This window comes from Actinomadura rugatobispora (assembly GCF_042656285.1).
Lineage (GTDB): Bacteria > Actinomycetota > Actinomycetes > Streptosporangiales > Streptosporangiaceae > Spirillospora > Spirillospora rugatobispora.
In genome coordinates, this window is the sequence record NZ_JBHSON010000132.1 from 1 (window position 1) to 25,980 (window position 25,980).

26 protein-coding genes are annotated in these 25,980 nt (G+C 73.5%); 18 read left to right on the plus strand and 8 right to left on the minus strand.

What is annotated here, in order from left to right; all coding sequences use genetic code 11:
• The 3 genes from ACFPZN_RS50905 to ACFPZN_RS50915 all read right to left on the minus strand — a co-directional run.
• The coding region (locus tag ACFPZN_RS50905) for a biotin/lipoyl-containing protein (protein ID WP_378291581.1) at window positions 1-316 on the minus strand (316 nt) is incomplete at its 3' end.
• A gap of 46 nt (window positions 317-362) precedes the next feature.
• Window positions 363-1,754 (minus strand): dihydrolipoyl dehydrogenase, encoded by a 1,392-nt coding sequence (gene lpdA / locus ACFPZN_RS50910; protein WP_378291583.1) that lies wholly within the window; start codon window positions 1,752-1,754, stop codon window positions 363-365.
• A gap of 155 nt (window positions 1,755-1,909) precedes the next feature.
• Window positions 1,910-3,415, minus strand: coding sequence for a leucyl aminopeptidase (locus ACFPZN_RS50915; protein WP_378291585.1), 1,506 nt, complete (start codon window positions 3,413-3,415; stop codon window positions 1,910-1,912).
• A gap of 141 nt (window positions 3,416-3,556) precedes the next feature.
• On the opposite strand from ACFPZN_RS50915, the gene ACFPZN_RS50920 reads away from it, so the two are divergent.
• The 8 genes from ACFPZN_RS50920 to ACFPZN_RS50955 all read left to right on the plus strand — a co-directional run bounded on the left by ACFPZN_RS50920 (window position 3,557) and on the right by ACFPZN_RS50955 (window position 11,953).
• Complete coding sequence (locus ACFPZN_RS50920) at window positions 3,557-3,898, plus strand: GntR family transcriptional regulator (RefSeq protein ID WP_378291587.1); 342 nt, start codon at window positions 3,557-3,559, stop codon at window positions 3,896-3,898.
• 2 nt (window positions 3,899-3,900) lie between these two features.
• The gene (locus ACFPZN_RS50925) at window positions 3,901-4,887 is read left to right on the plus strand and encodes a DUF1648 domain-containing protein (protein ID WP_378291589.1); all 987 of its coding nucleotides are present in this window, start codon (window positions 3,901-3,903) and stop codon (window positions 4,885-4,887) included.
• 160 nt (window positions 4,888-5,047) lie between these two features.
• Window positions 5,048-5,839, plus strand: coding sequence for a GntR family transcriptional regulator (locus tag ACFPZN_RS50930; RefSeq protein ID WP_378291591.1), 792 nt, complete (start codon window positions 5,048-5,050; stop codon window positions 5,837-5,839).
• A gap of 4 nt (window positions 5,840-5,843) precedes the next feature.
• Window positions 5,844-6,071, plus strand: a complete 228-nt coding sequence (locus ACFPZN_RS50935) for a 4Fe-4S dicluster domain-containing protein (RefSeq protein ID WP_378291593.1) — start codon at window positions 5,844-5,846, stop codon at window positions 6,069-6,071.
• A gap of 14 nt (window positions 6,072-6,085) precedes the next feature.
• Window positions 6,086-7,531: an ABC transporter substrate-binding protein gene (locus ACFPZN_RS50940; protein WP_378291595.1), complete on the plus strand. Its 1,446-nt coding sequence runs from the start codon at window positions 6,086-6,088 to the stop codon at window positions 7,529-7,531.
• Window positions 7,528-8,394 (plus strand): ABC transporter permease, encoded by an 867-nt coding sequence (locus ACFPZN_RS50945; protein ID WP_378291597.1) that lies wholly within the window; start codon window positions 7,528-7,530, stop codon window positions 8,392-8,394. Before ACFPZN_RS50940 ends, ACFPZN_RS50945 begins: the two co-directional genes overlap by 4 nt.
• Window positions 8,391-9,179: an ABC transporter ATP-binding protein gene (locus ACFPZN_RS50950; protein ID WP_378291600.1), complete on the plus strand. Its 789-nt coding sequence runs from the start codon at window positions 8,391-8,393 to the stop codon at window positions 9,177-9,179. Before ACFPZN_RS50945 ends, ACFPZN_RS50950 begins: the two co-directional genes overlap by 4 nt.
• On the plus strand, window positions 9,179-11,953 hold the full coding sequence (locus tag ACFPZN_RS50955; RefSeq protein ID WP_378291602.1) for a fumarate reductase/succinate dehydrogenase flavoprotein subunit: 2,775 nt from the start codon (window positions 9,179-9,181) through the stop codon (window positions 11,951-11,953). The genes ACFPZN_RS50950 and ACFPZN_RS50955 overlap by 1 nt, the downstream gene beginning before the upstream one ends.
• Here ACFPZN_RS50955 and ACFPZN_RS50960 read toward each other — a convergent pair.
• Together ACFPZN_RS50960 and ACFPZN_RS50965 are read right to left on the minus strand one after the other, a co-directional pair.
• A complete protein-coding gene (locus tag ACFPZN_RS50960) occupies window positions 11,950-12,693 on the minus strand; it encodes an adenosylcobinamide-GDP ribazoletransferase (protein WP_378291633.1) in 744 nt (247 codons plus the stop codon). The two genes, ACFPZN_RS50955 and ACFPZN_RS50960, sit on opposite strands and share 4 nt — an antisense overlap.
• A 5-nt stretch (window positions 12,694-12,698) precedes the next feature.
• On the minus strand, window positions 12,699-13,673 hold the full coding sequence (locus ACFPZN_RS50965) for a bifunctional adenosylcobinamide kinase/adenosylcobinamide-phosphate guanylyltransferase (RefSeq protein WP_378291604.1): 975 nt from the start codon (window positions 13,671-13,673) through the stop codon (window positions 12,699-12,701).
• 189 nt (window positions 13,674-13,862) lie between these two features.
• Here ACFPZN_RS50965 and ACFPZN_RS50970 point away from each other — a divergent pair, with 189 nt between their 5' ends.
• Entirely contained in the window at window positions 13,863-14,621 is a 759-nt protein-coding gene (locus ACFPZN_RS50970) for a DsbA family protein (protein WP_378291606.1), read from the plus strand.
• Window positions 14,622-14,689: 68 nt separating this feature from the next.
• Window positions 14,690-14,890 (plus strand): hypothetical protein, encoded by a 201-nt coding sequence (locus ACFPZN_RS50975; protein WP_378291608.1) that lies wholly within the window; start codon window positions 14,690-14,692, stop codon window positions 14,888-14,890.
• A 74-nt stretch (window positions 14,891-14,964) separates the two neighbouring features.
• On the opposite strand, the gene ACFPZN_RS50980 is transcribed toward ACFPZN_RS50975, so the two are convergent.
• The gene (locus ACFPZN_RS50980; RefSeq protein ID WP_378291610.1) at window positions 14,965-15,966 is read right to left on the minus strand and encodes an aldo/keto reductase family protein; all 1,002 of its coding nucleotides are present in this window, start codon (window positions 15,964-15,966) and stop codon (window positions 14,965-14,967) included.
• A 59-nt stretch (window positions 15,967-16,025) separates the two neighbouring features.
• On the minus strand, window positions 16,026-16,610 hold the full coding sequence (locus ACFPZN_RS50985; RefSeq protein WP_378291612.1) for a DUF3043 domain-containing protein: 585 nt from the start codon (window positions 16,608-16,610) through the stop codon (window positions 16,026-16,028).
• Window positions 16,611-16,743: 133 nt separating this feature from the next.
• Here ACFPZN_RS50985 and ACFPZN_RS50990 point away from each other — a divergent pair, with 133 nt between their 5' ends.
• The 6 genes from ACFPZN_RS50990 (at window position 16,744) to ACFPZN_RS51015 (ending at window position 22,925) form a co-directional block, all read left to right on the plus strand.
• On the plus strand, window positions 16,744-17,553 hold the full coding sequence (locus ACFPZN_RS50990; RefSeq protein WP_378291614.1) for a PspA/IM30 family protein: 810 nt from the start codon (window positions 16,744-16,746) through the stop codon (window positions 17,551-17,553).
• Window positions 17,550-17,828 carry a PspA-associated protein PspAA gene (gene pspAA, locus ACFPZN_RS50995; protein ID WP_378291616.1) on the plus strand — a complete coding sequence of 93 codons (279 nt, stop codon included), beginning with the start codon at window positions 17,550-17,552 and terminating at the stop codon, window positions 17,826-17,828. Before ACFPZN_RS50990 ends, pspAA begins: the two co-directional genes overlap by 4 nt.
• 144 nt (window positions 17,829-17,972) lie before the next feature.
• Complete coding sequence (gene htpX, locus ACFPZN_RS51000) at window positions 17,973-18,890, plus strand: zinc metalloprotease HtpX (RefSeq protein ID WP_378291618.1); 918 nt, start codon at window positions 17,973-17,975, stop codon at window positions 18,888-18,890.
• A complete protein-coding gene (gene pspAB / locus ACFPZN_RS51005; RefSeq protein WP_378291620.1) occupies window positions 18,890-19,465 on the plus strand; it encodes a PspA-associated protein PspAB in 576 nt (191 codons plus the stop codon). Before htpX ends, pspAB begins: the two co-directional genes overlap by 1 nt.
• Before the next feature lie 76 nt (window positions 19,466-19,541).
• Window positions 19,542-22,079: an ATP-dependent Clp protease ATP-binding subunit gene (locus ACFPZN_RS51010; RefSeq protein ID WP_378291622.1), complete on the plus strand. Its 2,538-nt coding sequence runs from the start codon at window positions 19,542-19,544 to the stop codon at window positions 22,077-22,079.
• Window positions 22,080-22,124: 45 nt separating this feature from the next.
• Window positions 22,125-22,925, plus strand: a complete 801-nt coding sequence (locus ACFPZN_RS51015) for a maleylpyruvate isomerase family mycothiol-dependent enzyme (protein WP_378291624.1) — start codon at window positions 22,125-22,127, stop codon at window positions 22,923-22,925.
• A 25-nt stretch (window positions 22,926-22,950) separates the two neighbouring features.
• Here the strand turns inward: ACFPZN_RS51015 and nadA are convergent, their stop codons facing one another.
• Window positions 22,951-24,105 (minus strand): quinolinate synthase NadA, encoded by a 1,155-nt coding sequence (gene nadA, locus ACFPZN_RS51020; protein ID WP_378291627.1) that lies wholly within the window; start codon window positions 24,103-24,105, stop codon window positions 22,951-22,953.
• A 254-nt stretch (window positions 24,106-24,359) separates the two neighbouring features.
• Here nadA and ACFPZN_RS51025 point away from each other — a divergent pair, with 254 nt between their 5' ends.
• Both ACFPZN_RS51025 and ACFPZN_RS51030 read left to right on the plus strand, forming a co-directional pair.
• A complete protein-coding gene (locus ACFPZN_RS51025; protein ID WP_378291629.1) occupies window positions 24,360-24,719 on the plus strand; it encodes a HesB/IscA family protein in 360 nt (119 codons plus the stop codon).
• Between the two features lie 239 nt (window positions 24,720-24,958).
• A complete protein-coding gene (locus tag ACFPZN_RS51030) occupies window positions 24,959-25,945 on the plus strand; it encodes a carbohydrate kinase family protein (RefSeq protein ID WP_378291631.1) in 987 nt (328 codons plus the stop codon).
• Window positions 25,946-25,980: the final 35 nt, after the last annotated feature.

The window sequence follows — 25,980 nt, forward strand, 5'->3', positions numbered from 1 at the left end:
CGGGCTCGGCCGGGGCCTGCTGCGGCTCCTCCTGCTGCGCGGGCTGCTCGGGTTCGGCGGCGGGGGCGGCGGCCTCGCCGCCCTCACCGATGATCGCCAGCTCGGCGCCGACCTCGACGGTCTCGTCCTCGGCGACCTTGATGCTGGTCAGGGTGCCCGAGGCGGGGGAGGGGATCTCGGTGTCGACCTTGTCGGTGGACACTTCGAGAAGCGGCTCGTCGGTCTCGACGTGCTCACCCTCCTTCTTCAGCCAGCGGGTGACGGTGCCCTCGGTGACGCTCTCGCCGAGCTGGGGCATAGTGACGGAGACCGGCATGGCTCTCAGCGACTCCTTCGAGATCTCTCAAATACTGTGCGGGCGTTCAGCCGTGCACGTGCAAGGGCTTGCCGGCGAGCGCCAGGAGGGCCTCGCCGACGGCTTCGGACTGGGTCGGGTGGGGGTGGATGAGCTGGGCGACCTCCGCGGGCAGCGCCTCCCAGTTGTAGATGAGCTGGCCCTCCGCGATGAGCTCGCCGACGCGCGCGCCGACCATGTGGACGCCGAGGACGGGACCGTCCACGGCCGCGATCACCTTGACCTCGCCCTGGGTGCCCAGGATCTTGCTCCTGGGGTTCCCGGCCAGGTCGTAGGTGATCTCCCGGACCTCGTGGCCGCGCTCGCGGGCCACCGCGGAGGTGAGTCCCACCGAGGCGACCTCGGGGTCGGAGTAGGTGATCCGCGGCACCCCGGCGTAGTCGATCGGCACCGGGCCCAGCCCGCACAGCCGCTCGGCGACCAGGATGCCCTCGGCGAAGCCGGCGTGCGCCAGCTGGAGGGTCGGGATCAGGTCGCCGACCGCGTAGATCGTGGGGACGCTGGTCCGGCAGTACTCGTCGACCTTGACGAAGCCGCGCTCGGTCTCCACCCCGGCCTCGGCCAGGCCGATGCCGTCGGAGACCGGGCCGCGGCCGACGGCGACCAGCAGCAGCTCGGCGTCGATGGTGGTGCCGTTCTCCAGGGTGACCGCGACGCCGCCCTGGGTGGGCTTGGCCTCCTGGAAGCGGGTGCCGACCTCGTACTTGATGCCGCGGCGGCGGAACGCCCGCTCCAGCCGCTTGGAGCTGGACTCCTCCTCCAGCGGAAGCAGGTGGGGGAGGGCCTCGACGATGGTGACCTCGGCGCCGAACGAGCGCCAGACGCTGGCGAACTCCACGCCGATCACGCCGCCGCCGAGGATGACGACCGAGCCGGGCACGTGCCCCAGCTCCAGCGCGTCGTCGCTGGAGATGATCCGCTCGCCGTCGATCTCCAGGCCGGGCAGGGTGTTGGGCCGGGAGCCGGTGGCCAGCACGATGTGGCCGCCCTCGATCGTGGCGGTGCCGCCGCCGGGCTCGGTGACGGTGACCGAGGTGGGCCCGGCCAGCCGCCCCTCGCCCTCGACGAGCGTGATGCCCTTGGACTTGATCAGCCCGGTGAGGCCCTTGACGGTGGTGGAGACCACCTTGTCCTTGTAGGCGTTGACGCCCTCGATGTCGATGCCCTCGAAGGCGGCCCTGACGCCGAACGCGGCGGCCTCGCGGGTCTGGTCGGCCACCTCGGCCGCGTGCAGGAGGGCCTTGGTGGGGATGCACCCGCGGTTGAGGCAGGTGCCGCCGAGCTTGTCGCGCTCGATCAGCGCCACGGTCATGCCGAGCTCGGCCGCCCGCAGCGCGCACGCGTAACCGCCGCTGCCACCACCCAGGACGACGATGTCGAAGGGGCCGCTGTTGGCCACTGGACGCTCCCTTTTCCCGTCTCGCGCTGTCGCTGCCGTGCCCGAACCGCGGGCCCGGCGCGACCGCCGCCGGCCGGGCCGTGGCCGGTCGCGGGTCGCCCTGCGCGCGGTTCCGAGGAACCTATTCACTTCTCCCGGCCGGCACCCGGCGCGGGTCAGAGGATCCCGGCCGCCAGGTCCTCGGCGATCTGCACCAGGGTGCGGGTCGCGGCGCCGGTGCCGCCCTTGGGGGTGTAGCCGTACGGCTCGCCCTTGTTGAACGCGGGACCGGCGATGTCCAGGTGGGCCCAGCGGACGCCGTCCGGGACGAACTCCTTGAGGAAGACGCCCGCGACCAGCATGCCGCCCCAGCGCTCGCCGCTGATGTTGGCGATGTCGGCCACCGCCGAGTCGAGCCCCTTGCGCAGCTCGGCCGGCAGCGGCATCCCCCAGGAGGCCTCCCCGGCGCGGTCGGCCGCCGCCACCACCTTCTCACGGACCTCGTCGTCGTTGGCCATCACTCCGGTGGTACGGGTGCCGAGCGCCACCAGCTGGGCGCCGGTGAGGGTGGCCACGTCCACGATCAGGTCGGGGGAGTCCTCGCCGGAGCGGACCAGGGCGTCGGCCAGGACGAGGCGGCCCTCGGCGTCGGTGTTGAGGACCTCGACGGTCGTGCCGCCGTACACCCGCAGCACGTCGGAGGGGCGCTGGGCGGTGCCGCTGGGCATGTTCTCGGCGATGGCGAGGTAGCCGACCACGTTGACCTTGGGAGCCAGCCGGGCGATGGCGGCCAGCGCGCCGAGCACGGCCGCGGCGCCGCCCATGTCGGACTTCATCCAGTCCATGGCGTCGGCGGGCTTGAGGGACAGGCCGCCGGAGTCGAAGGTGATGCCCTTGCCGACCAGGGCGAGGGTCTTGGACGCCTCGGGGTGGGTGTAGGCGAGGCGGACCAGGCGGGGCGGGTTGACCGAGCCCTGCCCGACCCCGGCGAGGCCGCCGTAGCCGCCCTCGACCAGGGCCTTCTCGTCGAGGACCTCGACGGCCAGGCCGGTCTCGCCGGCGATCCGCTCGGCGGTGCCGGACAGGTCCTCGGGGGTGAGGTCGGAGGGCGGGGTGTTGACCAGGTCGCGGACGAGGGTGACCGACTCGGCCAGGGTGCGGGCGCGCTCGACGGAGGCGTCGCCGGAGTCGCCGAGGACGGTGATCTCGGCGACCGGCTCGGTGCGCTCTCCGGTGCGGTAGGTGCCGAAGCTGTAGTTGCCGAGCAGCGCGCCGAGCGCGACGGCCTCGACCTCCTCGGCGGAGGAGGCGGGCAGCGCGACGGCGACCCGGCGGGTGCCGGCCAGCGCGCGCAGGGCGGCGCCGGCGGCGCGGCGCAGGTCCTCGGCGGAGGGCGCCCCGCCCAGGCCGACGGCGACGATCACGCCGGCGGGGACGGCGCCGAGCGTGGGCAGCTTGGTGACCTCGCCGGCCTTGCCGGTGGCGCCCAGCGCCTTGAGCGCGGCGGCCAGGCCGCCGTTGAGGGCCTCGTCCAGGTCGGCGGCGCCCGCCGGGCGGGGGCCGGAGCCGCTGTCCGAGCCGTTCTGTGAGCCGTCACCGGAGCCGGCCGGGGTGACGCCGATCACGATCGCGTCGACGTCGAGGGAGGCGGGTGCTGCGCTGTCCAGGCTGATGCTCGTCACGTAGCACGATGTTAGTCCTCCCGGTGACCGGTTTCGCCCTTTTGGATCAAGCCTTACCCCCGGGCGACCTCCTGTGACCTCGGGACGGGCGGGGTCCGGACCATCTTGCATGGAACTAATGATGCTAATATCATTAGCATCATGTTGCTGATCCTGGCCGACGACGACGCGCGCCCGCTGCACGAGCAGGTGGCGGCGGCCGTCCGGCGCGCGATCGCCGCCGGGGAGTGCGCCCCGGGCGAGCGCGTGCCGCCCGCCCGCGAGCTGGCGGCGGCGCTGGGCGTCAACGCCAACACCGTGCTGCGCGCCCTGCGCGAGCTGCGCGAGGAGGGCCTGCTGGACTTCCGCCGCGGGCGCGGCATCCGCGTCGCGGCCCGCCCGGAGCAAGGGGAGCTGATGGAGCGCGTACGGGAGTTGGTCACCGCGGCCGAGCGGATGGGAGTCACCCGCGCCGAGCTGGCCACCATGATCGAAGGAGTGTGAGCATGGCCGCGCGACGGTCCTTGTACATGACCGCCGGAATCGCCGCCCTGGCGGGTTCGGCCCTGATCCCGGTCGCGCCGCTGGCGCTGCGGGACCGGCTGCCCGATCCGCTCGCCACCCACTGGGACGGTTCCGGCGTCCCCGACGGGCACTCGTCGTTCACCGCCTGGACGCTGATGTGCGCGGTGACCTGGCTGGTCTTCTGCGCGTCGGCGGTGGCGGTCGGACTCTCCGGCTGGGGGCGCCGGAAGGTGCGCGGCTTCACCGGCGCGACGCTGGGGGCCGGTGCCGGGCTGACCGCGGGCATGATCGCCACGACCGTGCGCGCCAACCTCGACCGCCCTTCGTACCGCGAGGCCGGGGAGCTGGGCGGCGGGCCGGTCGCGCTGGTCCTCCTGGGCGCCGTGGTGATCGCGCTGGTCGGCTGGATGCTGGGCGCCACCGGCCCCGATCGGCCGGACGCGCCGCCGCCCGGCGAGGAGCCGCGGTTGCGGACGCGGTTGGGCCGCGGGCAGCGCCCGGTCTGGGTCGGGTACGTGCGCAGCCGCTGGGTGTTCCTGCTCGGCGGGGCGCTCGCGGTGGCGGGCGTGCTGGGCGCGCTGCTGGCCCTGGTCCTCCCCGAGCCGCTCACGCCGGGCATGCCGCTGGCCGGGCCGCTGCTCGCGCTGGCCGTCGCCGGGCTGGCCGGGCTCACGCTCTCCTCGGCGCGGGTGACCGTGGACGGCCGCGGCCTCGCCGTCGCCTTCGGTCCGATCGGCCGACCGGTCCGGCGGATCCCGCTGGAGACCGTCTCCAGCGCCTGGGTGGAGGAGCGCCGTCCGGTCGAGGTCGGCGGGTGGGGCTACCGCCTCAGCGGGAAGGGGACCACGGTGATGCTGCGCAAGGGCGAGTGCCTGGTCGTCCAGCACGGCCCCGGGGACGCTCGGTTCGCGGTCAGCGTGGACGACGCCGAGCGCGGCGCCGCGCTGCTCAACGCGCTGCGCGAGTAGCGAGCGGCCCGGACCGCGCCGCCCGGGCCGGCGGCGCGGGGGTGGCGGAATCAAGATCTTGGGGCGCGTCCGGCCAGGCCGGGCGCGCCTTCGCCCTGTCCCGGGGTGGCGTTATTCCGGGCCTATTCCGTAATTCAGACCGTTTTAGTAGGTTAACGGTGTGACCAGGAAAGACGCCGTGACCGCGCAAGGCGCGGCCGCCGCCGCGCTCACGCTGGGCGACGCCCGGCGGCTGCGCGCCGACCGCGCCCGCCAGGTGGCCGACGTGCTGCGCCGCCAGGTGCTGTACGGGGAGTTCCGCACCGGGCCCCTCCCCTCCGAGGCCGACCTCACCCGCGAGTTCGCCACCTCCCGCAACACCGTCCGCGAGGCCCTCGACCTGCTGCGCGCCGAGGGCCTGATCGAGCGCTGTCCCGGCGTCGGCACCGTCGCCGTCTCCGAGAAGTACCCGCACGGCCTGGAGCGGCTCCTCGGCCTGGCCGAGACGCTGCGCGAGCACGGCGAGGTCACCAACGAGGTCCGCACCACCGGGCTGATCGCGCCGCCCCGCGAGATCTCCGACCGGCTCGGCACCCCGCCCGGCGAGCCGGTGGTCTACATCGAGCGGCTGCGCCGCCTCAACGGGCTGCCGCTCTCCCTGGACCTCACCTACGTCGTCCGCGACCTCGGCGAGCCGCTGCTGGCCGAGGACCTCGCGCACAACGACATCTTCGTCCTGCTCGAACGGATCTCCGGCCGTCCGCTGGGCCTGGGCGAGCTCACGGTCGAGGCGGTCAACGCCGACCCGCACTCGGCCGCCACCCTTGAGGCCCCGCGCGGCGCCGCGCTGCTCATGGTCGAGCGCCTCACCCACCTGTCCGACGGCCGCCCGGTCGACCTGGAGTTCATCCGGTTCCGCGGCGACCGCATCACGATGAGCGGCACCCTGCGCCGCCCCCGCGTCTGGAGCTAGCCCCATGTCCCTGGTCGAGTACCGGGCCGACGTCCCCGTGACGGTGGACGAGGCCCTCTGCATCGACGGCTGCACCCTGTGCATCGACGTCTGCCCTCTGGACGCGCTGGCCGTCCACCCCGAGACCGGCAAGGCGTACATGCACGTCGACGAGTGCTGGTACTGCGGCCCCTGCGCGGACCGCTGCCCGACCGGCGCCGTCACCGTCAACATGCCGTACCTGATCCGATGAGAGGGCCGAACCCGATGAGAGGACCGGCGCGACTCCGGTGGGCGGCCGCCGCCGCCGTGCTCCCCGTGCTGGCCGGGTGCACCGTGGCGGGCAACGCCGCGGGCGGCGGCGGCGACGCGGTCCGCGTCGTGATCGGCTACCAGTCCAAGACCATCAACACCGTCACCGCGGGCACGCTGCTGCGCACCCTCGGCCTGTTCGAGAAGCGCCTGGCCGCGCTGGGCAAGGCGGAGGACCGCACGTACACGGTCGTCTGGCAGGACTACGACACGGGCGCGCCGATCACCGCCCAGATGCTGGCCGGGAAGATCGACATCGGTTCGATGGGCGACTACCCGCTGCTGATCAACGGCTCCCGGGCGCAGGCGCAGGGCGGCGACGCCCTCACCGAGATGGTCGCCACGACCGGCTACAACCTGCGCGGCTCGCTGAACGGCGTGGTCGTCGCCAACGGCTCGAAGGCCCGCACGCTGCGCGACCTCAAGGGCGAGTCGGTCTCGGCGAGCGTCGGCTCCGCCGGGCACGGCACGCTCGTCCAGGCCCTGCAGAGGTACGGCCTCGACCCGGCCAAGGACGTCAAGGTCGAGAACCAGCAGCCCACGGTCGGGACCTCGGCGCTCCAGTCCGGCGGCGTCGCGGGCCTGGCGCAGTTCGTCGCCTGGCCCGGCCTGCTGGTGAACCGGGGCCAGGCGCGGCTCCTGTACGACGGCGGCGACCTGAACGTGCCGACCTTCCACGGCACCGTGGTCCGCAAGACCTACGCCAAGCAGAGCCCGGCCGTGCTGCGGGAGTTCCTGAAGGCGCAGATCGAGGCGACGGCCTACCTGCACAAGGAGCCGATGAAGGCGGCCGAGTCGGTCGCCTCGACGACCGGGCTGCCCGCCGAGACGGTCTACCTCTACAACGGCGCGGGCGGCGTCGCGACGTTCGACACGACGATCAAGAAGCCGCTGCGCGACGCGCACGCGCAGGACGTCCCGTTCCTGAAGTCGATCGGGGTGCTCCAGCAGCCGCTGGACCTGTCCACGTTCGTGAACGAGAGCTACCTGCGCGAGGCCTACGGCGCCGGATACGACCGCGACGCCGCGTCCACCGCCAATCCGGCGGCCATCAAGGGCGAGGACCGGGTCTGCAGGCGGCAGGTGGACGACGCCGCGACCGCGGGGGAGGTGTGGGTGTCGGGCGAGGCGGCGACCCGTCCGGTGGCCGACCCGGTGTGCCTGCTGCGCAACGTGCGGGCCGTCCAGGCGGAGGGCAAGACCGTCCGGGCCGTGTACGCGCCCGACGCCGTGACCGGCACCCGGTGGTTCGCCGACAAGGAGATCTGGGTCGAGGACCCCTCCGCCAAGGCCGAGCAGCGGTTCAAGCCCTTCGCCACCCAGGAGGGCGCCGACAAGTACATCGCCGCCCACTCCGGGGCCAAGGTCGTCCCTTATGCGGACGCGGTGCGGCGCTCATGACGGTCACGCTGGAGGAGCCCAGGACGGGCGGGCCCGTCGTTGGGGGCGCCGGGGGCCGGCGGGTGCCGAGCTGGGCGGTGCGGGCGGCGTCCCTGGCGGGCGCGCTGACGGCCTGGCACCTGCTGACCGCGGGCGACGTGCGGCTGTGGGTGCGCTTCGACCGCTTCCCGGGGCCGCTGGAAGTGGCCCGGGAGTTCGGCCGCCAGGCGCAGAACGGCCAGTTCTACGCCGACATCGCCCAGAGCCTGGTGCGGATCCTGTCCGGGTTCGGGCTGGCGGCGGTGTTCGGCGTGGCGCTGGGCATCGCGATCGCCCGTTCCCGTTGGGCCGGGGATCTGCTGCAACCGCTGATCGAGGTGGTCCGCCCGATCCCGGCGATCGCGCTGGTGCCGGTGGCGATCCTGCTGTTCCCGCAGAACGAGCAGGGCATCGTCTTCATCACCTTCGTCGCGGCGTTCTTCCCGATCCTGGTCAGCACCCGGCACGCGGTCCGCGCCCTGCCGACCGTGTGGGAGGAGGCGGTGCGGACGCTGGGCGGCGGCCGGGTCCGCGTCATCACCCAGGTGGTGCTGCCCGGGGTGCTGCCCGGCGTGTTCGGCGGGCTGTCGGTCGGCATGGGCGTCTCCTGGATCTGCGTGATCTCCGCCGAGATGATCTCCGGGGACTTCGGCGTCGGCTACCGCACCTGGCAGGCGTACACGATCGTCGACTACCCCGGGGTGCTGGTCGGGATGATCACCATCGGGCTGCTGGGGTGGCTGACCTCGGGCGCGGTCGAGGTGGCCGGGCGCCGCGCCACCCACTGGCTGCCCGGGGCCCGGCGGCGCCGCCCGTTCCGCTCGACCGAGAGGAGGCGCCGGTGACCGGGCTGTCGCTGCGCGCGGAGGACGTGACGCTCGGCTACGGCGGCCCGGCCGCCGTGGTCACCGGGCTCGACCTGGAGGTGCGCGCCGGAGAGGTGCTGGTGGTCGTGGGCCCGTCCGGATGCGGCAAGTCGACGCTGCTGCGCGCGTTCGCCGGGCTGCTGCCCGTGCGGGCGGGCCGGGTGCTGGCGGACGGCGAGCCCATCACCGGCCCGTCCCGAGACCGGGCGCTGGTCTTCCAGGACGACGCGCTGCTGCCCTGGCGGAACGCGCGCCGCAACGTGGAACTCCCCCTGGCGATGAGGGGCGTCCCACGCGGGCGCCGCCGCGACCAGGCGGCGCAGTGGCTCGGCAGGGTCGGTCTGGACGACGCGGGGGACCGCCTGCCGCGCGAGCTGTCGGGAGGCATGCGGCAGCGCGTCCAGCTCGCCCGCACGCTCGCGGGGGCGCCCAGGGCCGTCCTCATGGACGAGCCGTTCGGCGCCCTGGACGCCCAGACCCGCGCCGGAATGCAGCGCCTGCTCGTGGAGGTGCTCTCCGACGCCCCCGCCACCGTCGTCTTCGTCACCCACGACGTGGACGAGGCGCTCCTCCTCGGCGACCGGGTGGTCGTGCTCGGCCCCGCCGGGATCGCCGCCGAGGTCACCGTGCCGAACCCGCGCGCCCCGCGGGAGGCGGGCGCCGGGGTCGGGGCCGGCTCCGGCGACGGCGTCGAGGTGGAGGAACTGCGCGACCGCATCCTCGTGGCGCTCGGCGCCCGCGGTGAAGCGAAGGAGACCGTGTGATGGACATCCCCTCCGTGACCGAACGGCGGGAGCTGGAGTGCGACGTGCTGGTCGTCGGCGGCGGCACCGCCGGGACCATGGCCGCGATCACCGCCGCCGAGCACGGCGCGTCGGTGCTGCTGCTGGAGAAGGCGCACGTGCGGCACTCCGGCGCGCTGGCCATGGGCATGGACGGCGTCAACAACGCGGTCATCCCCGGCAAGGCCACGCCCGAGGACTACGTCGCCGAGATCACCCGCGCCAACGACGGCATCGTCAACCAGGTGACCGTCCACCAGACCGCCACCCGCGGCTTCGCCATGGTCAAGCGGCTGGAGCGGTACGGGGTGAAGTTCGAGAAGGACGAGCACGGCGAGTACGCGGTGCGGCGCGTCCACCGGTCGGGGTCGTACGTGCTGCCGATGCCGGAGGGCAAGGACGTCAAGAAGGTCCTGTACCGGGTGCTGCGGCGGCGGTCGATCCGGGAGAAGGTGCGGATCGAGAACCGCGTGATGCCCGTGCGCGTCCTCACCTCCGGGGGCCGGGCGGTGGGCGCGGTCGGGTTCGACACCCGCAGCGGCGAGTTCGTGACGGTGTCGGCGGGCGCGGTGATCCTGGCGACCGGGGCGTGCGGGCGGCTGGGCCTGCCCGCGAGCGGCTACCTGTACGGCACCTACGAGAACCCCACCAACGCCGGCGACGGCTACGCGATGGCCTACCACGCGGGCGCCGAGCTGAGCGGCATCGAGTGCTTCCAGATCAACCCGCTGATCAAGGACTACAACGGCCCCGCGTGCGCCTACGTCGCCAATCCGTTCGGGGGCTACCAGGTGAACGCGGGCGGCGAGCGGTTCGTGGACTGCGACTACTGGTCCGGGCAGATGATGGCCGAGGTGAAGCGGGAGATCGACTCCGCGCGCGGCCCCATCTACCTCAAGCTCAGCCACCTGCCCGACGAGACCCTCACCGCCCTCGAGGGGATCCTGCACACCACCGAGCGGCCCACCCGCGGCACCTTCCACTCCGGGCGCGGCCACGACTACCGCACCCACGACGTGGAGATGCACATCTCCGAGGTCGGGCTGTGCGGCGGCCACTCGGCGTCGGGCGTGTGGGTGGACGAGAACGCCCGCACCACCGTCCCCGGCCTGTACGCGGCGGGCGACCTGGCCTGCGTCCCGCACAACTACATGATCGGCGCGTTCGTGTTCGGCGACCTGGCGGGCGCGCACGCGTCCGCGAACCTCGGGCCCGGCCGCGGCGCGGGGAACGCGGGCGACGCGGGGGGCGCGGGGGCGCTGCCCGAGGACCAGATCCGCGCCGCGCACGAGCTGATCTACCGTCCGCTGCGCCACCCGGGCGGGCCGCCGCAGCCGCAGGTGGAGTACAAGCTGCGCCGGTTCGTGAACGACTACGTCGCGCCGCCGAAGACGGCGGCCAAGCTCGGCATCGCGGTCGAGACGTTCACCCGGATGGCGGGGGAGATCGCCGGGATGGGCGCGCGGACGCCGCACGAGCTGATGCGCTGCGCGGAGGTCACCTTCATCCGGGACTGCGCGGAGATGGCCGCGCGGGCGTCGCTGGCCCGGACCGAGAGCCGCTGGGGCCTCTACCACGACCGGGCCGACCTGCCCGAACGCGACGACGCCGAGTGGTTCTTCCACCTCAACCTGCGCCGCCGCGACGACGGCGCGATGGAGTTCGTGAAGCGGCCGGTGGCGCCCTACCTGGTGCCGGTGCCGGAGTTCACCGTGCCCGAGCCGGTCCCGGAGCCGGTCGTGCTGGCCACGGCGCCCGAGCCCGCCGCCGCCGTCGCTACCGCCGTCGCGTCCACGGGCCAAGGCGGACGGCCGCGGCCCCGTCCGGTCGGCCGCCCGCCGCGCATCCTGGAGCTGCTGGAACTGGCGGAGACGGGCCCCGACCTGGCCGCGATCCGGCCGTACCTGGACGATTCCGACCCCAAGGTGCGGCGGGCGGCGGTGGCGACGCTGACCGAGGTCGTCCCGGCCGGGGTCGGCGGTGCCCTGGCGGGCGCGCTGGCCGACGGGCACGGCTCGGTGCGGCACGCGGCCGCCACCGCGCTGCGCGAGCTGGTCGAGGTCCTGCCCGCCACCCCGGAGCTCCGGGAGGAGCTGCTGCCGGCTCTGGACAGCCCGGACGCCCAGGTCCGGGCGGCCGTGCTGGACGTCCTGCGCGCCCTGCGGCTCGGCGCGTCCGCGCTGTACGCCGCCGCGCTGGACGACGGCGACCACCGGGTGCGGCTGCAGGCGGTGCGCGGCCTGGTCGCGCACGACGCGGCGGCCGAGGTGGCGCGCGCCGCCGCCGACGCCTCCCGCGAGGTGCGGGTCGCCGCCGCGCACGGCCTGGGCACGATCGGGGACCCGGACTCGGCCGGTCCGCTGGGCGGGCTCGTCGAGGACGCCGACCCGCTGGTCCGGGCGGCGGCGCTGGAGGCGCTCGCGGGCGTCGGCTGCCCGCCCCCGCTGGACGGCGTCGCCGTGGCCGCCCTCGCCGACCCGGCCTGGCAGGTGCGCACCGGCGCCGCGCGGGGCCTGGCGGCGGCCGCCGGGGACGCCGCCGCCGGGCCGCTGATCAAGGCGCTGGACGATCCGCACCTCGACGTCCGCAAGGCCGCGGTGATCGCCCTGGCGGGACGGGCCGGGACGCCCGAGGTCGCCGTGGCGCTCGGCCGGGCCTGCGAGGACTCCGACGCCGACGTCCGCGCCTACGCCCGCCGCGCCCTCGCCGACACCGCCGCCGACACCGCCGCCACCGCGGCCGGGTCGGGCGGCTAGGCGGCGGCGAGGACGACCAGCGCGGCGGTCGCGGCCAGCTCGACCAGCGCTCCGAACACGTCGCCGGTGACCCCGCCCAGGCGGCGGACGGCATGGCGGAGCATCAGCAGCGCCGCGCCGAGGCCCGCCACCACCGCCAGGGCGGCGTACAGCGCGCCCTCCGCACCACCGGCCGGCGCGCCGGCCAGCGCGGCGGCCAGCAGGACGGCGCCCGTCACGGCGACGGCGGCGCGGGTCGCGACCGTGCCCGCCACCAGCGCGCCCAGGCCGCCCGGACGCGCCGAGGGGACGCCGGTCCGGCACGCCCACGGCAGCGCCAGCCGGCCGGTCACCGCGGCGATCACGACACCGGTCGCCGCGTCCGGTGCGGTGGCCAGGCAGCCGGCCTGGACCAGGAGCGTGAGCAGCAGGGTGACGACGCCGAACGGCCCGATGTCGGACCGCTTCATGATCGCCAGGGCGTCCTCGGGGGGCCGCCCGCTGCCCAGCCCGTCGGCCAGGTCGGCCAGGCCGTCCAGATGCAGCGCCCGGGTGAGGACGGCCGCCGCCGCCACCGCCAGCGCGGCCCGCGGCAGGGCGGCCAGCCCCGCCAGGTCGCCCAGCAGCAGCACGGCCGCCGCGCCGCCGCCGACGACGAGCCCGGTCAGCGGGGCCAGCAGCATCGCGCGCCGCGCCGTGTCCCGGTCGGCCCGGTCCGCCCGCAGCGGGACGATCGTCAGCAGCGTGACGGCCAGCCGCAGCCCGTTCACGGCAGCTCCACGACGCGCCCGGCCACCACCAGGGCGGCCTCCTCCGACTCGGCCGCCAGCCGCTGGTTGAGCCGCCCGAGCAGGTCGCGGAACGCCCGGCCGGACGCCGTCGCGGGGACCAGCGACAGGCCGACCTCGTCGCTCACCGCCACCACCCGCGCCGCCGTGCCGCGCCACGCGGCGACGAGGCCGTCCAGGCGCGGGGCGACGGCGGCGGGGTCGTCCCACGCGCCGGCCTCGTCGACGACCGCGGTGAGCCAGGTGCCGAGACCGTCCACGAGGATCGCCTCGGCTGGGTCGGCCGCCGCCTCCAGGGCTTCGGCCAGCGCGACCGTCTCGACCGTCCGCCACCAGGACGGGCGGCGCCGCCGGTGCGCCTCCACGCGCGCGGACCATTCGGCGTCGCCGTCGCGCGGGGCGCTCGTCGCCAGGTACGTGACGTTCGGGTGCGCGAGCAGGCGCAGTTCGGCCTCGGCCGACTTGCCGGAACGCGAGCCGCCCAGCAGCAGTGTGCGGTGCGGGCCGTCCAGGGGGCGGAGCCAGTGGCCCAGGCGCCGTTCCAACTCCTCCTCTGAACGCACCCGGTGGTCCACGTGGACCGCCCTCACCTCGGTATGGGCCGTGACGGCCCCCGTCCGGCGCAACCAGCCCAGATGCCCGGGAGAGCCGATGAGGTCGAGCAGGACGGCGTCGTACCGCGCCCCGGCGGGCGGCTCGGGGCACGCGCCCGGTCCCGCGGCCACGAGCACCCGCTCACCGCCCGGCCCGCGCACCTCGAAACCGCCGGGGAGTTCGTCCCGCGCGCACTCCTCCAGCGGCATCCCTCCGATGAGGGCGCGCAGCGGCTCGTGCATGACCCCTGCGGCGCGCAACCGGCCGCACGAGGCGCACCGGCATCCCTCGGCGGGCCACCCCTGCGCGCCCGCGAACCCCCGCACCTCGACGCGCGCGTCCCGTGATCCGATATCCATGGCGTTCGAAACAATAGGCATCGCCAGGAACAATGGTGCAGCCGACGTCCACACAGCAGGTCCACACAGCAGGGAGGCACGGTGGGCAACCCCCCGAACGCGCCGTGGCCGCAGATGCCCGGCCAGCCTGGCCCGCCAGGCCAACCCGGTCCACCCGGCCCGCCCGGTCCGCCGGGCGGTGCCTGGGGCATGCCCCCCGGGCCTCCGCCGGGCCCGCCGCCGCGCAAGGGCGGCGCCGGGCTGGTCATCGCGCTGCTGGCCGCGGGCCTGGCCGTCGCCGTGGTCGCGGTCGTCGGGGCCGTCCTGCTCACCCGCGACGGCGAGGCCGAGGGCGGGGACGATCCGCCGCGGCAGCGGCTGCTGGTCGGGCAGATCGCCGGTGGCGCCGAGGCCAGGCCCGGCGAGGACGGCAGCCTCACCATGGTCCGGCCCGGCGTCACAAGCCCCGTCGTGGAGATCTACGCCGACTTCGCCTGCCCGCACTGCGGCACCTTCGACCGCATGGTCGACCCGATGCTCAAGCGGCTGGCGGTGGACGGCAAGGCCAAGGTGATCTACCGGCCCATGGTCATCTTCAGCAAGGGCATGGAGCCGATGCACGGCAACTCGCTGCGCGCCGCGTCCGCGATGCGCTGCCTGGGCGACGGCGCCCGCTGGCTCGCCTACCAGGACGCGCTGTACGCCCACCAGCCCGGCAGCCAGTACACCAGGGGCTACGAGCTCGCCGACCTGGTGTCGTACGCGGCGCCGCTGGGCGTCGGCGACGCCGCCTTCCGCGAGTGCGTGAACGAGCAGCGGTACGCCTCGTCCGTGCTGGCCACCAGCGGCCGATACACCTCCGAGGGGGTCGGCGGGACCCCCACCGTCCGGGTGGACGGCCGCGCGCTCCCCACCAGCGCGCTGGGCAGCGCGGAGGAGATCCGCCGTGCGATCGAGAACGGCGGCTGAGAATGCCCGGACCGAGGCGCTAGTCTCGCCGCGATCGTGTCGGCGGGGAACAGGGAGGACATGACGGTATGGCGTGGAGCTGGCGTTTGGAGAAGGCCGACGGGCGGCCGGCCGGCGTGGCGGAGGAGACCTTCACCACGCAGGCCGACGCCGAGTCCTGGCTGGGGGAGAACTGGCGCGGGCTCCGCGAGGAGGGGGCCGACCAGGTCACCCTCCTGGACGGCGAGTCGCCCGTCTACGGCCCGATGAGCCTGCACGAACCCGAGTGAACGGGACCGCCGACGGGGCGGGGAGCGGGGCGGGCGGGTCCGTGGCACGGACGTTCAGGAGGAACCGGGCCCGTTCAGGGGCGCCGGGACGGGCTGGCGGTCTTGCCCGGGTCGCGGATGACCACCGGGCCGAGGATGTCGTCGATGCGCTTCAGCACGCCCTCGTCGAGCTCGACCCCCGCCGCCTTGACGTTGTCGCGCACCTGGTCGGGACGCGAGGCGCCCACGATCGCCGACGACACGTTCGGGTTCTGCAGCACCCAGGCCACCGCCAGCTGGGCCATGCTCAGCCCGAGGTCGGCGGCGACCGGCTTGAGCTCCTGCACGCGGGCCAGCAGGTCGTCGCCCAGGTAGCGCTTGATCGTGTCGGCGCCGCCCTTGTCGTCGGTGGCGCGCGACCCCTCCGGCAGCGGCTGCCCCGGCAGGTACTTGCCGGTCAGGACGCCCTGCGCGATCGGCGACCAGACGATCTGCCCGACGCCCTCCCGCTCGCTCAGCGGGACGATCTCCGGCTCGATGACCCGCCACAGCATCGAGTACTGCGGCTGGTTGGAGATGATCCGGTCGAACCCCATCTCGTCGGCGATCTTCAGCGCGCGCTCGATCTCCTCGGCCCGCCACTCCGAGACGCCGACGTACAGCACCTTGCCCTGCCGCACCAGGTCGTCGAACGCCTTGAGGGTCTCCTCCAGCGGCGTCTCGTAGTCGAACCGGTGCGCCTGGTACAGGTCCACGTAGTCGGTGCGCAGCCGGCGCAGCGACCCGTGGATCGACTCGAAGACGTGCTTGCGCGACAGGCCCCGGTCGTTGGCGCCGGGCCCGGTCGGCCAGTAGACCTTGGTGAAGATCTCCAGGCCCTCGCGGCGCTGCCCCTCCAGCGCCCGGCCGAGGACGTCCTCGGCGCGCGTGCCGGCGTAGACGTCGGCGGTGTCGAACGTGGTGATCCCCTCGTCGAGGGCCGCCTTCACGCACTCGCGCGCGGCGTCCTCCTCGACCTGGGAGCCGTGGGTGAGCCAGTTTCCGTACGAGATTTCGCTGACCTTGAGACCGCTGCGGCCGAGATTCCTGAACTCCATGGGACCGACCCTAGCCCCGAAAAGATCGGCCCAGCCTGGCCCTGCCGGACCCGGTCGGGTCAGCCCTTGCCCACGGCCTCCTTCTCGCCGATCTTGACCTGGGGGGAGGGGACCCGCAGCCGGCGGATCTGCATGGCGCGCATCGCCGCGTACAGCCCGGCGCCCTTCTGGTCCTCGCCGGGGTGGCGCTCGGCGGCCAGCCTCTTGACGCCGCGGCTGATCAGCAGGCCCTCGATGAACACCACGGCCAGCAGCAGCGGCGGCGCGAACAGCACCGCCAGCTTGGCCGCGGCGATGGGCAGCAGGCTGAGGGCCACGATGCCGAACATCGCGTACATCAGGTAGGAGCCGACGGTGCGGCGCGCGTCGACGTAGTCGCGGGCCATCTTGCGCACGGGGCCCTTGTCGCGCTTGAGGAGGTACTTCTCCTCGCCCCTGGCCATGCCCTCGCGGGCCTTGGTGCGCTCGGCGGCCTGCCGCTCGCGCACCTTCTTGTAGGCGTCCTTGCGGTTGGCCGGGGCGGTGATCGGCTGCCGGCGGCGCTTTTCGGCCTCGCTGCGTTTGGGCGTGGGGCGCCCCTTTCCTCCCGGCTTTGCTACCTGAGGAGGATTCTCGGGGGCTTCCTGGGTACGACGTCGGAACACGAGGATCAGACTACCGGCTGCGAACATCGTGGCTGCCTCGCGCGTTAACGCGTAGGGTGATAAGAACCCCAGCAGTGGTCATTGAGCCCAGTTTGTGACTGAGCAGAGCACACGAAGGGACCGGCGCCGCGCGATGAGCGTGATGAAGCGAATGTCGATGATCTTCAAGTCCAAGGCGAACAAGGCCCTGGACCGTATGGAGGATCCCCGCGAGACCCTGGACTATTCCTACCAGCGCCAGCTGGAGATGCTGCAGAAGGTCCGTCGGGGTGTCGCCGACGTCGCCACCTCGCGCAAGCGTCTCGAGCTGCAGATCAACCAGCTGGAGCAGCAGCAGAACAAGCTGACCGACCAGGGCAAGAAGGCGTTGCAGGTGGGCCGGGAGGACCTCGCCCGGGAGGCGCTGACCCGCCGCTCCGGACTGGACTCCCAGCTCGGCGACCTGCGCGCCCAGTACCAGCAGTTGCAGGGCGAGGAGGAGAAGCTGACGCTGGCCTCGCAGCGGCTGCAGGCCAAGGTCGACTCCTTCCGCACGCGCAAGGAGACCATCAAGGCCACCTACACGGCCGCCGAGGCGCAGACGAAGATCAACGAGGCGTTCACCGGCATCTCCGAGGAGATGGGCGATGTGGGCCTGGCGATCCAGCGCGCCGAGGAGAAGACCGAGAACATGAAGGCGCGCGCCGGCGCCATCGACGACCTGCTGGCCTCGGGCGCGCTGGAGGACTTCTCCGGTCCCAAGGACGACATCCAGGCCGAGCTCGACCGGATGGGCTCCGGCCCCGGCGTCGACCTCGAACTGGAGCGGTTGAAGGCCGAGCTGGGCCAGGGCCCCGCTCCCAAGGAGCTGAACCAGGGCACCCCGGCCGCGCGGGAGCAGGGCGTCGACGCCCCGCAGCAGCAGCAGTCCCAGTGGCCGCAGCAGCCCGGCGGTGGACAATGATCGTCCGGATCATGGGGGAGGGGCAGCTGGAGATCGCGCCCGACGACCTGTCCGCGCTGAACACCCTGGACGACGAGCTCGAGGCCGCGATCGAGTCGGGCGACGAGGCGACCTTCCGCACCGCGCTCCACGGCCTGCTCGACAACGTGCGCAAGGTCGGCAGGACCCTGCCCGAGGACAGCCTGGAGCCGTCCGAGCTGATCCTCCCCCCGGCCGACGCCGCCATGGACGAGGTCCGCAAGATGCTGGGCGACGAGGGCCTCATCCCGGATTAAAGTAAGAGAACCCCCCATAACCAACCCCCAATGAACGTACGCGGAGCTTCCCCCTGACCGGCCCCCAGCGGAGCGCCGGCGGAGCGGAGGAACGGGCGTTCCGGGGGCGTGGGGGGTCGTCCCCCACGATGAGAGGGGGACTCGGTGGCTCGGACTCGGTACGCCCCCGATCGGGGGCTGACGTCGCGGATGCTCGTGACGATGTTCCTGCTCGGGCTGGTCTATGTCGTCTTCGTGACGGCCTTCTTCGTGATCGCCCCCCGCTGGGGTCTGGTGGCGCTGGTGGCCGCGGTGGCGTTCCTGCTGGCGCAGTACTTCTTCTCCGACCGGATGGCGCTGTTCGCGATGCGCGGCCGGGTGGTCTCGCCGGAGGAGGCGCCCGAGCTGCACGGGGTGGTCGACCGGATCTGCGCGATGTCGGACGCGCCGAAGCCGCGGGTGGCGATCGCGGACACCGACGTGCCGAACGCGTTCGCCACCGGGCGGAACCAGCGGCGGGCGGTGGTCTGCGTCACCACGGGCCTGCTGCGCCGGCTGGACCCGGTGGAGCTGGAGGGCGTGCTGGCGCACGAGATGGCGCACGTGGCGCATCGCGATGTGGCGGTGATGACGATCGCCTCGTTCCTGGGCGTGTGCGCCGGCCTGATCACCCGGTTCGGCCTGGAGTGGGGGCTGTGGGGCGGCTTCCGGCAGCGGAACGGGGACCAGAACACGGGGCTGGTGCTGCTGGCGGTGGTCGCCGTCAGCGCGCTGGCGTACGCGGTGAGCTTCCTGCTGACGCGGGCGCTGTCGCGGTACCGGGAGCTGTCGGCGGACCGGGCGGCGGCGCTGCTGACGGGGCGGCCGTCGGCGCTGGCCGGGGCGCTGACCAAGATCTCGGGGGAGATGGCGCGGATCCCCAGCCGGGATCTGCGGGCGGCCGAGCCGTTCAACGCGTTCTTCTTCGCGCCCGCGTTCACCAAGGGGTTCAGCGTGTCCGCGCTGTTCTCCACGCACCCGTCGCTGGAGCGCAGGCTGACGCAGCTGCAGTCGATCTCCGCCCAGCTGAGCAAGGGGGCGTGATGGGGTTCCTGGACGCGCTGCTGGGGCGTTCCAAGCCCGTCAAGCCCGATCTCGACCGGCTGTTCGCGCTGCCGACGGCGGCGGTGACGCTGGAGGCGGCGACGGCGTTCACGCCGACGGGCCTGGGCTCGGTGTGCTTCCGGGCGGCGGAGGGCGGCGCGTTCGCCCGGCTGCAGCGCGACGTCCAGGAGCTCCTGGACGCCGACGAGGGGCCCCGGGTCGAGCTGAGCAACGACTCCTACGGCTACACCTGGCTGCTGGCCCGGCATTCCCCGGACGAGCTCCCCGCGCTGGTCACGGATCTGCACGCGGTGAACGCGTCCCTGGAGTCGGCCGGGTTCGGGCCGCATCTGCTGTGCTCGCTGGCCGGTTTCCGGGGGCCGGACGGGCGCGGGCTGGCGCTGGTCTACCTCTACAAGCGCGGGACGTTCTACCCGTTCGCACCGCTGCCCGGGGGCGTGGAGCGGCGGGACAACGCGCTCGAGCTGCAGGTGCGGGGCGCGGTCGGGGCGGATCTGCCGTTCGAGGAGGATCTGGGCCGCTGGTTCCCGGTGTGGGGCGCCCCGGGGTTGTGACCCGTTTCGGGGTGGTCTCGTCGGGCAGACGGCCTGGAGTACGAGCCCTGAGGTCCGGACGAGAAGGGGGAGCGTCATGACCGACGGCGTGTACGGTCCGGAAGACTACGGGTCCGATCCTTTCGAGGATTACCTGGCCCGCTTCTTCGGTCCTGGAGTGCCCCGGCGGCCGGTGCACCGGATCGACATCGGACGGCTGATGAACGAGGAGGCCCGGGAGGCGGTCCGGGAGGCCGCGGTGAAGGCGGCCGAGTGGGGCAGCCGCGATCTGGACACCGACCACTTCCTCTGGGCCCTGGCGCGGCAGGACAGCACGCGGCGGCTGCTGGAGCGGGCCGGCGTGGACGCCGCCACGATCCTGCGGGACGTGGAGGCCGAGGTGTCGCGCGGTGAGGCGAAGGAGGCCCCGCCGGAGCTGACCCCGGCGGCCAAGCGGGCGCTGCTGGACGCCCACCAGATCTCGCGGGCGCTGGGCTCGACGTACATCGGCCCGGAGCATCTGCTGTTCGCGCTGCCGCTGAACCCCGACTCGCCGGCCGGGCAGATCATGGCGCGGGAGCGGCTCACGCCGGAGGCGCTGCGCGAGGCGGTCGGCGGCGGGACGCGGGGCGGCGGCGGGCGGCCGCCGACCGGCACCCCGACGCTGGACGAGTTCGGCCGCGACCTGACCGAGCTGGCCGCCGAGGGCCGGATGGACCCGGTGGTGGGCCGGGACGAGCAGATCGAGCAGACGGTCGAGGTGCTGTCCCGGCGCACCAAGAACAACCCGGTGCTGATCGGCGATCCGGGCGTCGGGAAGACCGCGATCGTGGAGGGCATCGCGCAGCGGGTGGTGGACGCCGACGTGCCGGAGACGCTGCTGGGCAAGCGGGTGGTGCAGCTGGACCTGGTCGGGGTGATCGCCGGGACCCGGTACCGGGGCGACTTCGAGGAGCGGCTGAAGAAGATCGTCGACGAGATCCGGGACCACTCCGAGCAGCTGGTGATCTTCATCGACGAGCTGCACACGATGGTGAGCGCCGGCGGCGGCGAGGGCGGCATGACCGCGGGCAACATGCTCAAGCCCGCGCTGGCCCGCGGCGAGCTGCACATCATCGGCGCCACCACGATCGACGAGTACCGCAAGAACGTGGAGAAGGACGCCGCGCTGGAGCGCCGGTTCCAGCCGATCCTGGTGCCGGAGCCGGCCGTGGACGACACCATCGAGATCCTGCGCGGCCTGCGCGACCGCTACGAGGCGCACCACCAGGTGCGGTTCACCGACGAGGCGCTGGTGGCGGCGGCCGAGCTGAGCGACCGGTACATCACCGACCGGTTCCTGCCGGACAAGGCGATCGACCTGGTCGACCAGGCGGGCGCCCGGGTCCGGCTGCGGGTGCGCACCCCGGCGGGGGAGGTGCGGCGGCTGGAGCAGCGGCTGGAGGAGCGCCGGCGGGAGAAGGAGCACGCGGTGATGGCGGAGGACTACGAGCGCGCCTCGTCCCTCCGCGACGACATCGCCGACCTGGAGCGGCGGGTCGGGGCGGCCCGCACCGGCGATCACAAGGCGGTGCCGGAGGTGACGCACGTCGACATCGCCGAGGTGGTGTCGCGGACGACCGGGGTCCCGGTGTCGCAGCTCACCGAGGAGGAGCGGGAGCGGCTGCTGCGCCTGGAGGAGCACCTGCACCAGCGGGTGGTGGGGCAGGACGAGGCGGTCTCGGCGGTGGCCGAGGCGGTGCGCCGGTCCCGTTCGGGGATGGCGCCGCCCGACCGCCCGATCGGCAGCTTCCTGTTCCTGGGCCCGACCGGGGTCGGCAAGACCGAGCTGGCGCGGGCGCTGGCGGAGGCGCTGTTCGGCTCCGCCGACCGGATGATCCGCTTCGACATGAGCGAGTTCCAGGAGCGGCACACCGTGAGCCGCCTGGTGGGGGCGCCGCCCGGGTACGTCGGGTACGAGGAGGCCGGCCAGCTCACCGACGCGGTGCGGCGCACGCCGTACGCGGTGCTGCTGCTGGACGAGATCGAGAAGGCGCACCAGGACGTGTTCAACGTGCTGCTGCAGCTGCTGGACGACGGCCGGCTGACCGACGCGCAGGGCCGCACCGTCGACTTCAAGAACACGCTCATCATCATGACCAGCAACCTGGGGTCGGAGCTGATCGTGGGGAGCGGCGGCCGGATCGGCTTCGGCGAGATGGGCGAGGGCGCGGCCGAGGCGTCGGTGCGGGACCGGGTGCTGCGGGTGCTGCGGGAGCGGCTGCGGCCGGAGTTCATCAACCGGATCGACGAGATCATCGTGTTCCGGCAGCTGGACGCCGACCAGCTCCGGCGGATCACCGATCTGCTGCTGGAGGAGACCCGCCGCCGGCTGCGGGCCCAGGGGGTGACGGTGGAGTTCGCGACCGCGGCGGTGGACTGGCTGGCCGAGCGGGGCTTCCAGCCCGAGTTCGGCGCGCGCCCGCTGAGCCGCACCATCCAGCGGGAGGTCGACAACAGGCTGTCCCGCCTGCTGCTGGACGGTTCGCTGCGCGGCGGCCAGCACGTGCGGGTGACGGCCGGGGACGACCGGCTGGAGTTCGAGACCGTCGATGACCGCGAGTGGGCGGGAGCCGCCCCGGCGCCTCCCGACTGAGTGTGGCACTCTCGGGGAACGCGCCGATCACCCCGGAGGAGTGTCATGCCCGCAGCGTCCTGGACCCACGACCGTCACGTCGACGCCGCCGAGGCGGAGATCGCCGCGTTCGCGGCGGCGCTGGAGGGGGCCCGCTGGGAGACGCCCGTGCCCACCACTCCGGACTGGTCGCTGGGCGATCTGGCCCGGCACGTGGGCGTGATCCACCGGTGGGCGGAGGCGCTGGTGCGGACCGGGGCGCAGGAGCGGCGTAGCCCCCGCGGGCTCGGCGTAGCCGTGCCGGAGGCCCCCGAGGAGCTGCCGTCGTGGCTGGTCGAGGGCGGGGAGCTGCTGGTCAAGACGCTGCGCGAGCACGATCCGGCCGAACCGGTGTGGGGCTGGGGCCCGGACCACCATGTGCGGTTCTGGTCGCGGCGGATGGTGCACGAGACGCTGGTGCACCGCTGTGACGCCGAGCTGGCCCTGGGCCGCGATCCGGTGATCGACGCCGCGGTCGCCGAGGACGGCGTCGCGGAGCTGCTGACGAACCTGCCCAGCGCCGCCGCCTTCGCGCCCAAGGTCGGCGAGCTGCGCGGGGAGGGCACCGCGCTGGCCTTCGTCGCGCCCGACGCGGGGGCGCGGTGGGTCGTCCGGCTCCGGCCGGACGGTTTCGACTGGACGAGCGAGGACGCGGGCGCCGCGGGCACCGGCGGCGGCGCCGGCACGGAGACCGGCGCCGCCGTCAGCGGCGATGCCGCGGACCTCTACCTGTTCCTGTGGGGCCGCCGCAAGCTCGGAGACCCCCGGCTGGAGTTCTCCGGGGACGAGGTCCTGCTCGTCCACTGGGTGGAGCACTCGGGGTTCTAGCCCGCCGGGGCCGGGCTGCGGCGGGCTAGGGGAGGGCCAGCATCTGGTCGAGGGCGGCGCGGGCGTGGCGCGCGGTCTCCGCGTCCACCTCGATGCGGTTGACGACCTCGCCCGCCGCCAGCGACTCCAGGGACCGGACCAGGTGGGGCAGGTCGATGCGGTTCATGGTCGAGCAGAAGCACACGGCCTTGTCCAGGAACATCACGTTCTTGTCCGGGTGCTCGTTCGCCAGCCGCCGCACCAGGTTCAGCTCGGTGCCGATCGCCCACGCCGAGCCGGACGGGGCCGCCTCGATGGTCTTGATGATGTACTCGGTCGACCCGATGAGGTCGGCGCCGAGGACGACCTCGTGCTTGCACTCGGGGTGCACCAGGACGTTCACCCCGGGCACGCGGGCGCGGACCTCGTCCACCGACTCCTTGGTGAAGCGGCCGTGGACCGAGCAGTGCCCGCGCCACAGGATCATCTTGGCGTCGCGCAGTTCCTTCTGGGTGAGCCCTCCGTTGGGGCGGTGCGGGTTGTAGACGACGCAGTCGTCCAGGGAGAGGCCCATCTCCAGCACGGCCGTGTTGCGGCCCAGGTGCTGGTCGGGCAGGAACAGCACCTTCTCTCCCTTGCTGTAGGCCCAGTCCAGCGCGCGCTTGGCGTTGGACGAGGTGCACACCGTGCCGCCGTGGCGGCCGACGAACGCCTTGATGTCGGCCGAGGAGTTCATGTAGGTGACCGGGACGACGTCGCCGGCGATCCCGGCGTCCTCGAGCGCCTCCCAGCACTCCTCCACCTGGTCGAAGGTGGCCATGTCGGCCATCGAGCAGCCGGCGGCCAGGTCGGGCAGCACCACCTGCTGGTGGGCGGCGGTGAGGATGTCGGCCGACTCGGCCATGAAGTGCACGCCGCAGAACACGACGTAGGGCGCCTCGGGGCGGGCCGCAGCCTGCTGGGCCAGCTTGAAGGAGTCGCCGGTCACGTCCGCGAACCGGATCACTTCGTCGCGCTGGTAGTGGTGGCCCAGCACGAACACCTGGTCGCCCAGCGCGGCCTTGGCCGCTCTGGCTCGTTCCACCAGGGCCGGATCCGAGGCCGGGGGCAGGTCGCCGGGGCAGTCCACGCCTCGCTCGCTGGCCGGATCGGCCCCCTCGCCCAGGAACAGCAGTGGAAGGTCACGCACAGGGGTGGTCACGGGAGTCTCCCTCCTGCGACGGGACTTATCGTCGCTTTGACGACTAATCATGGCATACCCATCGGGCGCCCCCTCCCGGCAGGGGTCGTCCAGACATGTCCGGAAGGGGTCCTTTTGGGGATCCCGGCGGGTGCGCGAAACTCCGGGCGATGGCCGGAATGACGACGGGGCGAGGTACGTTGGTGTACGGAAGAGGCGCACGGCGTCCTCGATGACATGCCAGATTTACGCCGCGAGACCCGGGAGCTGAACAGATGGCAGCCGAGACGACCACGCAGGAGACCACGCAGCAGGGCGTCGTCCTGACCGACGCCGCCGCGTCGAAGGCCAAGGGCCTGCTGGAGCAGGAGGGCCGCGACGACCTCGCGCTGCGCGTCCAGGTGCAGCCCGGCGGCTGCTCGGGTCTGCGCTACGAGCTGTACTTCGACGAGCGTGAGAACGACGGCGACGTGATCCAGGACTTCGGCGGCCTGAGCGTCCGGGTGGACCGGATGAGCGCCCCCTACCTGACCGGCGCCGTGATCGACTTCGTGGACTCGATCGAGAAGCAGGGTTTCACGATCGACAACCCGAACGCGCAGGGCTCCTGCGCCTGCGGCGACTCCTTCAACTGAGGCCCTTCGACCGAGGCTGATCGGACCGAGGCGAATCAGGCCGGGGCGCACGCCCCGGCGGCCCCGGGGGACGCGTGGAGACGCGGTCCGGACCCTGCTGTCCGGACCGCTCTTTTCGTGTCGCCCGCCCGGCCCTGTGGACGCGCCGAGCTGTGGCCGGCGGTGCGCGGCAAGTAGGCTTTCCGGGTTGCAGACAGCCGGATACAGAGCCGGACGACACCGACGAGGAGAGCGACGCCGTGCGCATCGCCGTGACAGGCTCCATCGCGACCGACCATCTGATGACCTTCCCCGGCAGGTTCGCCGACCAGCTCATCCCCGATCAGCTCGATCGGGTCTCGCTGTCCTTCCTGGCGGACGAGCTGACGATCCGCCGGGGCGGGATCGCCGCCAACATCTGCTTCGGCATGGGCAGCCTGGGCAAGGACTCCATCCTGGTCGGCTCGGTCGGCGACGACTTCGCCGACTACCGCTCCTGGCTGGAGCGGCACCGCGTCGACACCGCCTCGGTGCACGTCTCCGAACTGCACCACACCGCGCGGTTCCTGTGCACCACCGACCTGGACCAGAACCAGATCGCCACCTTCTACGCCGGCGCGATGAGCGACGCCCGGCAGATCGAGCTGGGCCCGGTGGCCGACCGCGTCGGAGGCCTCGACCTCGTCGTGATCAGCCCGAACGACCCCGAGGCGATGGTCCGGCACACCGACGAGTGCCGCACCCGCGGCCTCCCGTTCGCCGCCGACCCGTCCCAGCAGCTGGCCCGCATGGACGGCCCGGAGGTCCGCCGGCTGATCGACGGCGCCGCGTACCTGTTCACCAACGAGTACGAGAAGGCCCTCTGCGAGGAGAAGACCGGCTGGTCGGAGGAGGAGATCCTCGACCGGGTCGCCGTCCGCGTCACCACCCTGGGCGCCAAGGGCGTCGCCATCGACCGCAAGGGCGAGGCGGGCCTGCACGTCCCGGCCACCCCGGTGACCACGGTCGCCGACCCGACCGGCGTCGGCGACGCCTTCCGCGCGGGCTTCCTGACGGCGGTCGCCTGGGGCCTGCCCCTCGAGCGCTCCGCCCAGGTCGGCAACGTCATCGCCGCCCACGCCCTGGAGGCCGCGGGCCCGCAGGAGTACGACCTGGGCACCCGGGCCTTCCTCGACCGGTTCGCCCAGACCTACGGCAAGGACGCCGCCGACGAGGTGGCCCCCCACCTCACCTGCCCCAACCCCTGATCGCACGCGGCCGCGGGGCCCGTCCTCCGGGACGG

Excerpts from the sequence above, each read along its gene's own strand:
- ACFPZN_RS50925 (WP_378291589.1), top strand. The coding sequence starts at position 3,901 with ATGGCCGCGCGACGGTCCTTGTACATGACCGCCGGAATCGCCGCCCTG.
- ACFPZN_RS51025 (WP_378291629.1), top strand. The coding sequence starts at position 24,360 with ATGGCAGCCGAGACGACCACGCAGGAGACCACGCAGCAGGGCGTCGTC.
- ACFPZN_RS50990 (WP_378291614.1), top strand. The coding sequence starts at position 16,744 with ATGAGCGTGATGAAGCGAATGTCGATGATCTTCAAGTCCAAGGCGAAC.
- pspAA (WP_378291616.1), top strand. The coding sequence starts at position 17,550 with ATGATCGTCCGGATCATGGGGGAGGGGCAGCTGGAGATCGCGCCCGAC.
- pspAB (WP_378291620.1), top strand. The coding sequence starts at position 18,890 with ATGGGGTTCCTGGACGCGCTGCTGGGGCGTTCCAAGCCCGTCAAGCCC.
- ACFPZN_RS50970 (WP_378291606.1), top strand. The coding sequence starts at position 13,863 with ATGCCCCCCGGGCCTCCGCCGGGCCCGCCGCCGCGCAAGGGCGGCGCC.
- ACFPZN_RS51010 (WP_378291622.1), top strand. The coding sequence starts at position 19,542 with ATGACCGACGGCGTGTACGGTCCGGAAGACTACGGGTCCGATCCTTTC.
- ACFPZN_RS50920 (WP_378291587.1), top strand. The coding sequence starts at position 3,557 with ATGTTGCTGATCCTGGCCGACGACGACGCGCGCCCGCTGCACGAGCAG.
- ACFPZN_RS50975 (WP_378291608.1), top strand. The coding sequence starts at position 14,690 with ATGGCGTGGAGCTGGCGTTTGGAGAAGGCCGACGGGCGGCCGGCCGGC.
- ACFPZN_RS50955 (WP_378291602.1), top strand. The coding sequence starts at position 9,179 with ATGGACATCCCCTCCGTGACCGAACGGCGGGAGCTGGAGTGCGACGTG.
- ACFPZN_RS50935 (WP_378291593.1), top strand. The coding sequence starts at position 5,844 with ATGTCCCTGGTCGAGTACCGGGCCGACGTCCCCGTGACGGTGGACGAG.
- ACFPZN_RS50940 (WP_378291595.1), top strand. The coding sequence starts at position 6,086 with ATGAGAGGACCGGCGCGACTCCGGTGGGCGGCCGCCGCCGCCGTGCTC.
- ACFPZN_RS50980 (WP_378291610.1), bottom strand. The coding sequence starts at position 15,966 with ATGGAGTTCAGGAATCTCGGCCGCAGCGGTCTCAAGGTCAGCGAAATC.
- ACFPZN_RS50945 (WP_378291597.1), top strand. The coding sequence starts at position 7,528 with ATGACGGTCACGCTGGAGGAGCCCAGGACGGGCGGGCCCGTCGTTGGG.
- ACFPZN_RS51015 (WP_378291624.1), top strand. The coding sequence starts at position 22,125 with ATGCCCGCAGCGTCCTGGACCCACGACCGTCACGTCGACGCCGCCGAG.
- ACFPZN_RS50965 (WP_378291604.1), bottom strand. The coding sequence starts at position 13,673 with ATGGATATCGGATCACGGGACGCGCGCGTCGAGGTGCGGGGGTTCGCG.